Annotated in this window: 13 protein-coding genes; 7 read left to right on the forward strand and 6 right to left on the reverse strand. The window is 65.3% G+C overall.

Going from position 1 to position 13,072, the window contains the following annotated elements; genetic code table 11:
• Positions 1–293: TetR-like C-terminal domain-containing protein (locus WBF82_RS08025; RefSeq protein ID WP_424382516.1), on the forward strand; the 293-nt coding region annotated here is incomplete at its 5' end.
• A 174-nt stretch (positions 294–467) separates the two neighbouring features.
• Here WBF82_RS08025 and fadA6 read toward each other — a convergent pair.
• Genes fadA6 through ipdE1 form a run of 4 tightly spaced genes read right to left on the reverse strand, consistent with a single transcriptional unit; the run spans position 468 to position 4,127 of the window.
• A complete protein-coding gene (gene fadA6, locus WBF82_RS08030; protein WP_424382517.1) occupies positions 468–1,616 on the reverse strand; it encodes a steroid 3-ketoacyl-CoA thiolase FadA6 in 1,149 nt (382 codons plus the stop codon).
• A gap of 2 nt (positions 1,617–1,618) precedes the next feature.
• The gene (kstR2, locus tag WBF82_RS08035) at positions 1,619–2,197 is read right to left on the reverse strand and encodes a TetR family transcriptional regulator KstR2 (RefSeq protein WP_424382518.1); all 579 of its coding nucleotides are present in this window, start codon (positions 2,195–2,197) and stop codon (positions 1,619–1,621) included.
• Positions 2,194–2,982: a (5R,7aS)-5-hydroxy-7a-methyl-1-oxo-2,3,5,6,7,7a-hexahydro-1H-indene-carboxyl-CoA reductase gene (ipdF, locus tag WBF82_RS08040; RefSeq protein ID WP_424382519.1), complete on the reverse strand. Its 789-nt coding sequence runs from the start codon at positions 2,980–2,982 to the stop codon at positions 2,194–2,196. Before ipdF ends, kstR2 begins: the two co-directional genes overlap by 4 nt.
• Entirely contained in the window at positions 2,979–4,127 is a 1,149-nt protein-coding gene (ipdE1, locus tag WBF82_RS08045; protein WP_424382520.1) for an acyl-CoA dehydrogenase IpdE1, read from the reverse strand. The genes ipdF and ipdE1 overlap by 4 nt, the downstream gene beginning before the upstream one ends.
• Before the next feature lie 49 nt (positions 4,128–4,176).
• Here ipdE1 and fadD3 point away from each other — a divergent pair, with 49 nt between their 5' ends.
• From fadD3 to WBF82_RS08075, 6 genes are all read left to right on the forward strand, one after another.
• Positions 4,177–5,736: a 3-((3aS,4S,7aS)-7a-methyl-1,5-dioxo-octahydro-1H-inden-4-yl)propanoate--CoA ligase FadD3 gene (gene fadD3, locus WBF82_RS08050; RefSeq protein ID WP_424382521.1), complete on the forward strand. Its 1,560-nt coding sequence runs from the start codon at positions 4,177–4,179 to the stop codon at positions 5,734–5,736.
• On the forward strand, positions 5,736–6,869 hold the full coding sequence (locus tag WBF82_RS08055; protein WP_424382522.1) for an acyl-CoA dehydrogenase family protein: 1,134 nt from the start codon (positions 5,736–5,738) through the stop codon (positions 6,867–6,869). The genes fadD3 and WBF82_RS08055 overlap by 1 nt, the downstream gene beginning before the upstream one ends.
• Entirely contained in the window at positions 6,866–7,825 is a 960-nt protein-coding gene (locus WBF82_RS08060) for an acyl-CoA dehydrogenase family protein (protein WP_424382523.1), read from the forward strand. The genes WBF82_RS08055 and WBF82_RS08060 overlap by 4 nt, the downstream gene beginning before the upstream one ends.
• Positions 7,822–8,769, forward strand: coding sequence for an acyl-CoA dehydrogenase IpdE2 (gene ipdE2 / locus WBF82_RS08065; protein ID WP_424382524.1), 948 nt, complete (start codon positions 7,822–7,824; stop codon positions 8,767–8,769). Before WBF82_RS08060 ends, ipdE2 begins: the two co-directional genes overlap by 4 nt.
• A gap of 9 nt (positions 8,770–8,778) precedes the next feature.
• The gene (locus WBF82_RS08070; protein ID WP_424382525.1) at positions 8,779–9,960 is read left to right on the forward strand and encodes a pyridoxal phosphate-dependent aminotransferase; all 1,182 of its coding nucleotides are present in this window, start codon (positions 8,779–8,781) and stop codon (positions 9,958–9,960) included.
• A gap of 108 nt (positions 9,961–10,068) precedes the next feature.
• Positions 10,069–11,796, forward strand: coding sequence for a hypothetical protein (locus WBF82_RS08075; RefSeq protein WP_424382526.1), 1,728 nt, complete (start codon positions 10,069–10,071; stop codon positions 11,794–11,796).
• A 1-nt stretch (position 11,797) separates the two neighbouring features.
• Here the strand turns inward: WBF82_RS08075 and WBF82_RS08080 are convergent, their stop codons facing one another.
• Positions 11,798–12,622: an arylamine N-acetyltransferase family protein gene (locus WBF82_RS08080; protein ID WP_424382527.1), complete on the reverse strand. Its 825-nt coding sequence runs from the start codon at positions 12,620–12,622 to the stop codon at positions 11,798–11,800.
• Positions 12,623–12,652: 30 nt separating this feature from the next.
• On the reverse strand, positions 12,653–13,072 hold a 420-nt coding region (locus tag WBF82_RS08085; protein WP_424382528.1), incomplete at its 5' end, for a methyltransferase.

Below are 13,072 nucleotides of genomic sequence, written 5' to 3' on the forward strand. Positions count from 1 at the left end.
TGGACGAGCCGGGGTGGTTCGCGGTCGCATTCTTCGGGGGCGGCCAAAATGACGAAACAGCCAGCGCTCCGCCATATCTGGCGTTGGTCGAGGCACTCGACGCCATGGTGAATGCGGGCGCGCTGGCACCCGACAGACGCGACGGCGCCGAGTGGCCATGCTGGTCCGCCGTGCACGGGTTCGCCGAACTGGCCCTGCGCGGGCCGCTGCGGGGCGTGAGCCGGCGACAGGTCGAGTCGCTGGCTCAGCGCACGGTCGACGACATCATCGCCGGAGTATGTCTGCGCGCCTGACGTCACACCAGCCCCCTGCGCACCATCAACTGGTAAGCACATCGGTCTTGGAAGCGAGACCATATGTGATATCACTCGGGCTGATATCACATATGGGTTGAAAAGCGCAGAAGTCGCCAGCCCTTCAGCCCGGGACTGGAGAGCCTGCTGAGACGTGTGTGCCGCGGGCGCGGATTACAGCCGCTCGATGATCGTGACGTTGGCGGTGCCGCCGCCTTCGCACATCGTCTGCAGACCGTAGCGACCACCGGTGCGCTCCAGCTCGTTGAGCATGGTGGTGAAAAGCTTTGCCCCGGTTGCCCCTAACGGATGACCCAGTGCGATCGCGCCGCCATTAGGGTTGACCTTTTCCGGGTCGGCCTTGATCTCCTTGAGCCAGGCCAACACCACCGGCGCGAACGCCTCGTTGATCTCGACGGTGTCGATGTCGTCGATGGACAGCCCGGTCTTCTCCAGTGCGTAGCGGGTAGCTGGAATCGGGCCGGTCAGCATGAACACCGGGTCGGCGCCGCGGGCGCTGATGTGGTGGATGCGGGCCCGCGGGGTGAGTTTGTGGTCCTTGACGGCCTGCTCAGACGCGAGGAGCACCGCGCTAGCACCGTCGGAAATCTGGCTGGCCACCGCCGCGGTCAACCGGCCACCTTCTGACAGCGTCTTGAGTCCCGCCATCTTCTCGAGTGACGTCTCCCGAGGCCCCTCGTCGATCCGGAATCCATCCACGGCGACGATCTCGTTGTCGAAATGTCCGGCCCGGATCGCGGCAAGCGCCCGCTCGTGACTGGTCAGCGCGAACTGCTCCATCTCCTCGCGGGACAGATTCCACCGTTCGGCGATCAACTCCGCACCGCGGAACTGCGAGATCTCCTGATCGCCGTAGCGGTGCAGCCAATTCTTCGATTCGTTTGTCGGCGAGGTGAACCCGAACTCCTTGCCGACCACCATCGCCGATGCGATCGGGATTTGGCTCATGTTCTGCATGCCGCCAGCCAGGATCAGATCGGCGGTGTTGGACATGATCGCTTGCGCACCAAAGGAAATCGCCTGCTGGCTGGAACCGCATTGCCGGTCGACGGTTACCCCGGGAACCTCTTCGGGATAGCCGGCGGCCAGCCAAGCGTTGCGGCCGATGTTACCGGCCTGCCCGCCGAGGGCGTCAACGCAACCGACGATCACATCGTCGACGCCGGCCGGATCGACGTCTATCCGCTCGAACAGCCCGTGAAATGCGGCCACACCCAGGTCGATTGGATGCACACCGGCAAGCGATCCGTTGCGCTTGCCAACGGCGGTACGTACCGCTTCGACGACGTATGCCTCTGCCATTTTCAGACTCCTTCTTTGGTGATTCCGCCTAGGACGATAGCGAGATACTGCTGACCCACCTGTTCACCGGTGAGCGGTCCGCCGGGCTGATACCAACGCACCGACACCCAGGTGGTGTCGCGGATGAAGCGGTAAACCAGGTCGACGTCGAGATCCGGTCGGAAATAACCCTCTTCGATACCCTGGTGCAGCACGTCGACCCACATTTTGCGCTGCTGTTTGTTCATGTCCTCGATGTAGGAGAACCGGGGCTGGGACAACAACCGCTTGGCTTCATCCTGATAGATGACGACCTGCGCATGCCGGTTCTCGATCGCGTCGAAAGACGCCATGAACAGCCCCCTGAGCCGCTCCAACGGATTGGACTGGCTGTCGATGATCTCCTGATAGCGGCAGAACAGCCAGTCCAAGAAGCTGTGCAGCAGCTCGTCGACCATCTCTTCTTTGGACGCGAAGTGGTGGTAGAGGCTGCCCGACAATATGCCGGCTCCGTCAGCGATGTCGCGCACCGTGGTCGCGCGCAGGCCGCGTTCGGCAAACATCGTTGCCGCCAGTTGCAGAAGCTCGTCGCGCCGGTTCATGGATGCTGACTCGACACCGAAATCACTTCTCCAGTCAGGTAACTGGAGTAGTCGCTAGCCAAGAACGCAATGGTTGCCGCGACCTCCCACGGCTCGGCCGCTCGTCCGAACGCCTCACCGGCCGAGAGTCGGTCGAGCAGATCTGAGGAGGTGGTCTTGTCCAAGAACTTGTGCCGGGCGATGCTCGGGGATACCGCGTTGATCCGCACTCCGTAATCCACGGCCTCGACGGCGCTGCATCGAGTCAGTGCCATCACCCCGGCTTTGGCTGCCGCATAGTGCGATTGCGAATGCTGGGCACGCCAGCCAAGCACGCTGGCATTGTTGACGATCACCCCGCCGTGGTCTGCGTCGCGGAAGTAGCGTAGCGCCGCACGGGTGGCGCGAAAGACCGACGTCAGCGTGACGTCGAGCACGCGGTCCCATTCCTCGTCGGTCATATCGGCCACCGGGGTTTGGCCACCAAGCCCGGCGTTGTTGACCAGCACGTCGATTCGGCCCATCCGGGCGTGGGCCGACGCGATCAGCGCGTCGACTTGTGTCGAGGACGTGACGTCGCAAAGCACATGCTCGACGCGCCCCAGCCCCAGCGCCGAAAGTTCCTGGGCCGTCTCGCCGAGGCGTCGCTCATGGTGGTCGGAGACGACGACGTCAGCTCCTTCGGAAAGCGCCCGCCGGGCGGTGGCCGACCCGATGCCGGTGCCAGCTGCCGCCGTGACGATCACGACCTTGCCATTCAGAAGCCCGTGTCCGTCAACCTCTTTCGGCGCGACGGCAAGCGTCATCCTTTGACCTCCCGGGGTAAGCCGAGCACCCGCTCGGCGATGATGTTGCGCTGAATCTCGTTCGAGCCGCCGTAAATGGTGTCTGCGCGGGTGAACAGATAGAGCCGCTGCCAATCGTCGAAATCCCCGCTGTCCAGCACCAGGCCCGCTTTACCCCGCACGTCCATCGCGATCTCACCGAGTTCACGATGCCAATTGGCCCACAACAGCTTTGAGACATTGTCTTGTCCGGGCTGCTCGACGTCCATAGTCGCCAGCGCATATGAGCGCATCGCGCGCAGGCCGGCCCAAGAGCGGGTCAGGCGTTCACGGATCAACGGATCGTCTGCGGCGCCGGTGCTTTTGGCGAGTTCCACCACGCCGTTCAGCTCACGCGCGTAGATGATCTGTTGCCCCAATGTGGAAACGCCGCGCTCGAAGGTCAGCGTTCCCATCGCTACCCGCCAGCCGTCACCGGGCGCACCGACCACTAGGTCTGCATCGGTGCGGGCGTCATCGAAGAACACCTCGTTGAATTCCGAGTCACCCGTCAGCTGCACGATCGGGCGGACCTGCACACCCGGCTGGTCCAGCGGCACCAGCAGATACGACAACCCGGCGTGGCGCTTGGAGCCCTTTTCGGTGCGCGCCACCACAAAACACCACTGTGCCCAGTGCGCCAGCGACGTCCACACCTTCTGCCCGTTGATCACCCATTGGTCGTCGTCGCGTACCGCAGTGGTGGCCACGTTGGCCAGATCGCTGCCGGCACCGGGCTCGGAGTACCCCTGACACCACAGCTCGGTGACGTCGAGGATTCGGGGCAGAAACCGCTGCTGCTGTTCGGCCGTGCCGAAGGCGATCAGCGTCGGCCCAAGCAGTTCCTCGCCGAAGTGGTTGACCTTCGCCGGCGCGTCGGCAATCGTGTACTCCTCGTAAAACGCGACCCGATGCGCGACGGAAAGGCCGCGGCCACCGTGCTCGACGGGCCAGCCCAAACAGGTCAGACCCGCTTCCGCCAGATGCCGGTTCCAGGCCCGCCGCTCCTCGAACGCCTCGTGCTCGCGACCAGGCCCACCGAGTCCCTTGAGCGCGGCGAACTCGCCGACCAGGTTCTCGGCCAGCCAGTCACGTACCTCGGCCCGGAACTCCTCGACGCCCTGCACCCCTGTAGGCTAACCTACCAAGCACTTGCTTTGTTAGGAGCATTCATCGATGCCGAGCGATCCGCAGACCATTCCTGCGGTGTTGGACCGCATCGCGCGTGAGCTCCCCGACCACAATGCGCTGGTCACACACGATCGCACCATGACGTTCGCCGAACTGCGTGACGAGGTGCGCCGGGCCGCCGCGGCAATGATTCAGCTCGGCGTGAGCCCGGGCGAGCGGGTGGGGATCTGGTCGCCGAACACCTGGCACTGGGTGGTTGCCTGCCTGGCCACCCACTACACCGGCGCCACCGTGGTGCCGCTGAATACCCGCTACACCGCCGCCGAAGCCACCGACATCCTGGCCCGCACCGGCGCGCCTGTGCTGGTAGCGATGGGTGAGTTCCTCGGCGCGGACAAAGCCGCCGAACTCGACCGAGCGGCGCTGCCCGCCCTGCGTCACATCGTGCGAGTCCCCGTAGAAAGCACTGCGCGTTTCGACGACGGGACCTGGGACGAGTTCATGGCAGGCGGGGTTGATCTGGACGCCGCCGATGCCCGAGCCGCCGCCGTCCGCCCCGACGACGTCTCCGACGTCCTGTTTACTTCGGGAACCACCGGCCGCAGCAAAGGCGTGCTGTGCGCGCATCGGCAATCGCTGTCCGGATCGGCGGCGTGGGCGGTCTGCGGCAAGATCACCAGCGACGACCGCTACCTGTGCATCAACCCGTTCTTCCACAACTTCGGCTACAAGGCCGGGATCCTGGCCTGCCTGCAGACCGGCGCCACGCTGATCCCGCAACTGACCTTCGATCCCGAGCAGGCGATGCGCGCGGTAGCCGAGCATCGGATCACCGTCCTGCCCGGGCCGCCGACCATCTACCAGACGCTGCTCGACCATCCCGCCCGCGGCGCCTACGACCTGACCTCGTTGCGGTTCGCGGTCACCGGCGCCGCCACGGTGCCGGTCGTGCTGATCGAGCGGATGCAGACCGAACTCGACATCGACATCGTCTTAACCGCCTACGGCCTGACCGAATGCAACGGGTTCGGCACCATGTGCCGCGCCGACGACGATGCCGTCACGGTGGCCACCACGTGCGGACGGCCGATCGCCGATTTCGAGCTGCGGATCGACGTTGCAGAAGGCTCAGAATCAGGATCAGCCACGGGGGAAGTGCTACTGCGCGGACCCAACGTGATGCTTGGTTACCTCGACGATCCGCAAGCTACCGCCGCGACCGTGGACGCCGACGGCTGGCTGCACACCGGCGATATCGGAAAGCTCGATGCCGCAGGCAATCTCCAGATCACCGATCGACTCAAGGACATGTACATCTGCGGCGGCTTCAATGTCTACCCGGCCGAAGTCGAGCAGGCGCTCGCCCGGCTGGACGGGGTGCTGGACTGCGCGGTGATCGGCGTGCCCGACGAGCGGCTCGGTGAGGTCGGCCGCGCATTCCTGGTGAAGCGACCCGACACCGAACTCGACGAGCAGACGGTGATCGCCTACGCCCGCCAGTATTTGGCGAACTTCAAAGCCCCCCGTTCGGTGAGGTTTGTCGACACGCTGCCACGCAACGCGGGCGGCAAGGTGGTCAAACCGCTACTGCGAGAGATGCCCTGATGGACCTTGATTTCGACGACGACACGCGCGCATTCCAGCAGGAGGTGCGCGAGTTCCTGGCTGGACACCGGGAATCGTTCCCGTCCAAGTCCTACGACACCGCCGAGGGGTTCGAACAGCACCGGCGTTGGGACAAGGTGCTTTTCGATGCAGGGCTATCAGTCATCACCTGGCCGCACAAGTACGGTGGCCGCGACGCGACCCTGCTGCAATGGGTGGTCTATGAGGAGGAGTACTTCCGCGCCGGTGCCCCCGGGCGAGCCAGCGCCAACGGCACGTCGATGCTTGCCCCGACGTTGTTCGCGCACGGCACCGAGGAACAACTGGACAGGATCCTGCCCAAGATGGCCAGCGGCGAGGAGATCTGGGCGCAGGCCTGGTCGGAGCCGGAGTCCGGCAGCGACCTCGCCTCGCTGCGATCGACGGCCAGCCGCACCGACGGTGGCTGGCTGCTCAACGGCCAAAAGATCTGGAGCTCACGAGCACCATTCGGCGACAGAGCTTTTGGGCTATTCCGCTCTGACCCCGAAGCGGAGCGTCACCGCGGCCTGACGTATTTCATGTTCGATCTCAAGGCGGACGGGATCACCGTTCGCCCGATCGCCCAACTGGGCGGCGACACCGGGTTCGGCGAGATCTTCCTCGACGACGTGTTCGTGCCCGACGCCGATGTGATCGGCGAGGTGCACGACGGGTGGCGGGCAGCGATGAGCACGTCGAGCAACGAACGCGGCATGTCGCTGCGCAGCCCGGCGCGCTTCCTGGCCGCCGCCGAGCGGCTGGTTGAGGTGTGGAAGGCCAGCGGCGACAACGCCTTCGGTGATCAGGTGGCCGATGCGTGGATCAATGCGCAGGCCTACCGGCTGCACACCTTCGGCACCGTGACCCGGCTGGCGAACGGCGGCGAGCTGGGTGCGGAGTCCTCGGTGACCAAGGTGTTCTGGTCCGATCTTGACGTCGCGGTACACCAGACCGCGCTCGACATCCGCGGCGCCGATGCCGAGCTGGCCAACTCTTGGACCGATGGGTTGCTGTTCGCACTCGGCGGGCCGATTTATGCTGGCACAAACGAGATTCAGCGCAACATCATCGCCGAGCGGCTGTTGGGGCTGCCCCGGGAGAAAGCTAAATGAGATTTGATCTAGACGCGCAACAGCGCGATTTCGCGGCCAGTATCGATGCGGCGCTCACAGCGGCCGATGTGCCGAGCGCAGTGCGCGCCTGGGCCGACGGCGACACCGCGCCCGGCCGCAAGGTCTGGGCGCAACTGGGCGACCTGGGAGTCACCGCGTTGGCGGTGCCGGAGCGGTTCGACGGCCTCGACGCGCACCCCGTTGACCTGGTCGTCGCAATGGAGCGGTTGGGACGCTGGTGTGTCCCCGGTCCGGTCGCCGAATCCATTGCGGTAGCACCAGTTTTGCTGGCCGAAGACGATCGGTGCGCCGCGCTTGCGAGCGGTGAGCTGATCGCCACCGTCGTGCTTCGGCCTCAGGTGCCGCGGGCTCTGGATGCCGATGCGGCCGGGCTGGTCCTGGCCGCCGAAGCCGACGGCCGGGTGAGCGAAGCGCACGTGGGCGAGCGGCACGAGTCCGTCGACCCAAGCCGTCATCTTTTCGACGCCGACGCGGTGCGCGAAGCGTGGCAGGCCGATGTCGCCCGCGCCTACGAGTTCGGCGCGCTGGCGACGGCCGCGCAGTTGGTCGGGGCGGGCCAGGCGTTACTGGACGCCGCGGTCGACTACGCCAAACAGCGAGCCCAATTCGGACGGATCATCGGTTCATACCAGGCGATCAAGCACAAGCTCGCCGACGTGCACATTGCGCTGGAGCTGGCCCGCCCGCTGGTCTACGGCGCGGCACTGTCGCTGGCCGATCAGTCCCCCGAGACCGCGCGCGATGTCAGTGCGGCCAAGGCAGCGGCTTCCGACGCCGCGCTGCTGGCCGCCCGGTCGGCGCTACAGACCCACGGCGCCATCGGTTTCACCGCCGAGCACGACTTGTCGCTGTGGCTGTTGCGGGTCCAGGCACTGCGGTCGGCCTGGGGCGACCCGGCTGCGCATCGGCGACGGGTACTGGAGGCGCTGACATGACCACGAGTGACGAACGGGAACTGCTGCGCGAGACCGTGGCGGCGCTGGTGGCCAAGCATGCCTCGCCCGCAGCGGTCCGCGAGGCGATCGAATCGGAACCGGGCTACGACCAGTCGCTGTGGCGGCTGCTGTGTGAGCAGGTCGGCGCGGCTGCACTGGTCGTGCCTGATGAAAACGGCGGGGCCGGCGGCACTCTCGGCGATGCCGCCGTCGTTCTTGAGGAACTCGGCAAGGGGTTGGTGCCCAGCCCACTGCTCGGCACCACGCTGGCCGAGCTGGCGCTGCTGGCCGCCGACGATCTCGACGACGATGCGCTCGGTTCGCTGGCAGAGGGCGCGGCGATCGGCGCTGTGGTGTTCGACCCCGATTACGTGGTCAACGGCGACATCGCCGACATCGTCATCGCCACAGGCGACGGCAAACTCGACCGGTGGACGGCCTTTGACGCCCAGCCCGTCACCGCCATGGACCCCACCCGGCGGCTGGCTCGTATTACGCCACAGAGCGCCGCACCGCTGGGCGCCGATCCCGGCATCGCCGATGTCGCCGCGATCCTGCTGGCCGCCGAACAGATCGGCGCCGCCACCCGCTGCCTCGAGCTGACTGTCGAATACAGCAAAAAACGAGTGCAGTTCGGCCGGCCGATCGGCAGCTTCCAGGCGCTCAAACACCGGATGGCCGATCTCCATGTGGCGGTGCAGGCCGCCCGTGCAGTGGTGAACGACGCCTTAGAAGCGCCGTCGGCCACGTCGGCGGCGCTGGCCCGCGTCGCGGCGACCGAGGCATTCAACACGGTAGCTGCTGAGGGCATTCAGCTGCACGGCGGTATCGCGATCACGTGGGAACACGACATGCAGCTGTATTTCAAACGGGCACATGGCAGTTCGCAGCTGCTCGGCCCGGCGCGCGAACACTTGCGCCGGCTGGAACATGAAGTGTTCTAACGTTAAGACATGAGCGATCACGTCGCACTGCGCGCCGGGGTCCCACCGTTCTACGTGATGGACGTCTGGCTGGCCGCAGCAGAGCGCCAGCGCACTCACGGCGATCTGGTGAATCTGTCGGCGGGGCAGCCGAGTGCGGGGGCCCCTGAGCCGGTGCGCGCAGCCGCGGCGGCGGCATTGCATCGGGGTCAGCTTGGCTACACGGTGGCGCTGGGCATTCCCGAGCTTCGCGCCGCGATCGCGGCATCGTACCTGGATCGGCATGGCTTGCAGGTCGATGTCGACGACGTGGTGGTGACGACGGGTTCATCGGGCGGCTTTCTGCTTACCTTCCTGTCCTGCTTCGACGTCGGTGACCGGGTGGCGGTCAGCAGTCCCGGCTATCCCTGCTACCGAAACATCCTGGCAGCACTCGGATGCGAGGTCGTGCTGATGGAATGCGGGCCGCAGACCCGCTTTCAGCCCACCGTGCAGATGCTCGCCGAGCTCGACCCGCCGGTGCAGGGCGTAGTAGTGGCCAGCCCGGCCAATCCGACCGGAACCGTCATCCCGCCCGCTGAGCTCGCGGCAATGGCCAGCTGGTGTGATAACGCTGGCGTGCGGCTGATCAGCGACGAGGTCTACCACGGGTTGGTCTACCCCGGCGCGCCGCAGACCAGCTGCGCCTGGAGTACATCGCGAAATGCGATGGTAGTCAACAGCTTTTCCAAGTATTTTGCGATGACGGGATGGCGGCTGGGCTGGCTGCTGGTGCCAGCCGAACTGCGCCGGGCAGTGGACCGATTGACCGGTAATTTCACCATCTGCCCACCGGTGTTGTCGCAACGCGCAGCCGTCGCCGCCTTCACTCCCGAGGCGATCAAAGAAGCCGACGGGCATCTGCATCAATACACGGTCAATCGCACGACGCTGCTCGACGGATTGCGCGAAATCGGCATCGACCGGCTAGCACCCACCGACGGCGCGTTCTATGTCTACGCCGATGTCTCTGACTTCACCGCGGACTCGATGGATTTCTGCTCAAAGCTGTTGGCCGATACCGGAGTAGCGATTGCACCCGGCATCGACTTCGACCCGGAGCACGGTGGCGTGTTTGTCAGGCTGTCGTTCGCCGGGCCGACGAGCGACATCGAGGAGGCCCTGCGCCGGATGGCCGCCTGGCTGCCGGGCCTTATAGGGCGCAGCTCATAGCGCGCTGCCATAACAATTGAGCAAAATCGATCGTCGCAGCCGTGATCGAGGTCGAACGTTTACCACGCCGTGTTGTGGATGTGACTGCGATAACTCACCGTTGCTGACGTGACGACGCTGAGTGATCGTCGTGGCTGGGCTGCGGCGCGAATGACGCGGTCGCGGCGCGTGCTGGTTGGCGCTGGCGTCTGCATGCTTGTCGCAGCGTGCGTGCGCGTGGCGGGTGCTGCTCCACCCGCCGTCTGGCTCGTCGGCAGCTATCAAGGGATTCCCGGGCAATTCTCCAGCATCCAGGCGGCGGTCGACGCCGCCCGCCCCGGGGACTGGGTGCTAATCGGGCCGGGCAATTACCACGAGACCGGTAACCGCGTTCCCCCCGGGGCAGGCGGTGACGACAAGGCGGGGGCCGCGGTGCTCGTGACCACGCCCAACGTCTGGATTCGCGGCATGGACCGCAACGGGGTTGTGCTCGACGGCACCAGGCCCGGGGCGCCGCCGTGCAGCTCCGCGCCGGCCGACCAAAACCCAGGACCGCTCGATTCCAACGGTCTGCCGTCCGGGCGAAACGGCCTGATCGTGTTCAAGGCCGCCGGTGTCAGCGTCGAGAACCTGACCGCGTGTAACTTCGTCGCGGGCGACCTCACCCCCGCCGATGAAATCTGGTTCGACGGCGGCGGCTCGACCGGTGCCCAGCAGATCGGAAGCTGGCGCGGTGGATACCTGTCGGCGACCTCCAGCTACAACGGAGGCCCCGACCATTCCACCCAGTACGGGATGTACGCCTCCAATACCGTTGGGCCAGGGCTGTTCACACAGGTGTACGCGAACAACATGGCCGACGCTGCGTTCTACATCGGCGCCTGCCCAGACTGCAACACGACCCTCGACCATGCCCACGGCCAGAACTCGGCCCAGGGATACTCGGGTACCAACTCCGGCGGACACCTGATCATCCAGAACTCCGAGTTCGACTACAACCACACGGGATTCGCGACCAACAGCCAAAACAACGACGACCAACCGTCGCCGCAGTCCGGCCATTGCCCGCGTAACGAAACCGGCCCGACAGGAACCCATTCGTGCTGGCTGTTCATCCACAACTCGGTGCACGACAACAACAACCCGAACACGCCGTTCAACAACGGCATCGCCGCAAGCAGTCCGGTGGGAACCGGCATCCTGATCTCCGGCGGCCGGTTCGACACCGTCGATAACAACGACATCCACGACAACGGCGCGTGGGGTGTGCTGCTGGTTCCCGACGTCGACACCGAAAAGCCTCCGCCGATCGCCCACTGCAAGGGCGGGTTCGGCCTCTCGGCGTTGTCATTCTGCTACTTCGACGACTGGGGCAACGAGATCGAGAACAACACACTGAACCACAACGGCTTCTTCGGCAACGCAAGCAACGTCGATCTCGCGGAGTTGTCAAACCTCGAGTTCCCGGGCAACTGCTGGCATGGCAACGTCGACCCCTCGGGCGCAGCTGTGCGCCACAAGCACTTTCAGCTGGGCAGTCAACAGGCCACCGGCGTCACGAGCGACCCGCCGTTCATCCAGTACTTCCCGCACAACACCTGTGGTATCCCGGATGCGGGCAACGGGGTCATTAGCAGCCTCGGTCTGCAGCTCGCGTGCAACACGCAAGTCTTCGGCGCCTGCCCGGACAGTAGCTCGTACGCGAACTACCCGCAGCGGACGGGGGTGCAAATGCTGCCGCTCCCCCCGCAACCGAGCATGCCCAATCCCTGCGTGGGTGTGCCGCGCAATCCGTGGTGCCCCGGAAACCCGATCAGCCAGCCCCCGTATCCCGTGCCGGGGTTAAGCGCGATGTGATCTAGGTCGACACCTCATCGACGCGGGCCTCGAGCGCCGCGCGTTCGCCCGCGTCGGCGACGTTGATGCCGAAGCGGTCGATCAGAATGTCGACGACCGCCGCCGCGTCGAGGCGGGTCTTTTCGGTCACACCGCCACGGTGCACGGACAAGTTGCGACCAGACAGGTTGTATCGTCCGTCAGCTGTGACGGTGGACGCCACCAAGCTGGTCACAAAGTGCGATGACGGGTGGGTCGAGGCATACCAACTGCCCATTTCCAGATCGATCGGGGGCGCGGTCCTAGTAGCGAATTCATACAGCGACTGCCAATCGCCACGGATTTCGGCCTGCAACACCAATGTGTCGCCGTCCTCCTGAAGGCGGTACGGCTCAAGCGTTGTCTGATGCACACGACCGGTTTCCAGGGGGATGGGCGAAGTCGGCGTCTGTCCGCCGAACCCAACGTCGACGAGGTACGGCTGCTGGTCGCCGGGAAGCGCCACCGCCAACAAGGTGTGCATCAGGGGCGGTACCGGCGCATCCGGAGGGCGCGTCCAGACGACCCGGGCGCCAAGCCGGCGCACGGAAAAGCCGACTTCCCCCAGCACGTAACCGAATAATCCGTTGTGCTCATAGCAGTAGCCACCCCGACGCCGGCGAACCAGCTTGTCGGCCAGAGTCGCTGGGCTCAGATCATCGATCGGACGGCCCAGCAGCGGATCGAGGTTCTCGAACGCAATGCTCTGGGTGTGACCTGTCACCAGATCCTGCAGCACGTCGAGATTTGGGTCCACAGCGCCGCGATAGTCGATCCGCTCGAGGTATCCACTCAAATCCAGTGCCATGTCGGCCATTGTGGCCCAACGACGATCAGTTCACGCGACGCGGGCCTCGACCAGGCTGAGCGGCGAAGCGGTCTGGACGACCCTGGTCATTCGGAATCCAGCCTGGCTGAGTAGCTTTCGGTATTCGGCAGCAGTGCGCTCGCGCGCGGCTAAATTCAGCAGCATTTCCAGATCGGCCCATTTCCCCGGGAAGTCACGGTCGTGATCGGGGATCACCAATTCGACCAGCACCACCGTGGCGTGCGGTCCGGCGGCGGCGCGAACATTGCGCAGGATCTGCACCGCTTTCTCGTCGGGCCAGTCGTGGATGATGTTCTTCAAGACGTAGACGTCACCGCCGCTCGGCACGCGGTCGAAAAACGATCCCGCTTCGATACGTACTCGATCAGCAACATCGTGCTTGCACAACAGGTTCGGCGCGGCCGACACGACCACCGGCAGGTCGTAGAG

It is taken from the genome of Mycobacterium sp., assembly GCF_049673265.1.
Lineage (GTDB): Bacteria > Actinomycetota > Actinomycetes > Mycobacteriales > Mycobacteriaceae > Mycobacterium.

Excerpts from the sequence above, each read along its gene's own strand:
- fadA6 (WP_424382517.1), bottom strand. The coding sequence starts at position 1,616 with ATGGCAGAGGCATACGTCGTCGAAGCGGTACGTACCGCCGTTGGCAAG.
- WBF82_RS08080 (WP_424382527.1), bottom strand. The coding sequence starts at position 12,622 with ATGGCACTGGATTTGAGTGGATACCTCGAGCGGATCGACTATCGCGGC.
- kstR2 (WP_424382518.1), bottom strand. The coding sequence starts at position 2,197 with ATGAACCGGCGCGACGAGCTTCTGCAACTGGCGGCAACGATGTTTGCC.
- WBF82_RS08070 (WP_424382525.1), top strand. The coding sequence starts at position 8,779 with ATGAGCGATCACGTCGCACTGCGCGCCGGGGTCCCACCGTTCTACGTG.
- ipdF (WP_424382519.1), bottom strand. The coding sequence starts at position 2,982 with ATGACGCTTGCCGTCGCGCCGAAAGAGGTTGACGGACACGGGCTTCTG.
- WBF82_RS08055 (WP_424382522.1), top strand. The coding sequence starts at position 5,736 with ATGGACCTTGATTTCGACGACGACACGCGCGCATTCCAGCAGGAGGTG.
- WBF82_RS08060 (WP_424382523.1), top strand. The coding sequence starts at position 6,866 with ATGAGATTTGATCTAGACGCGCAACAGCGCGATTTCGCGGCCAGTATC.
- ipdE2 (WP_424382524.1), top strand. The coding sequence starts at position 7,822 with ATGACCACGAGTGACGAACGGGAACTGCTGCGCGAGACCGTGGCGGCG.
- fadD3 (WP_424382521.1), top strand. The coding sequence starts at position 4,177 with ATGCCGAGCGATCCGCAGACCATTCCTGCGGTGTTGGACCGCATCGCG.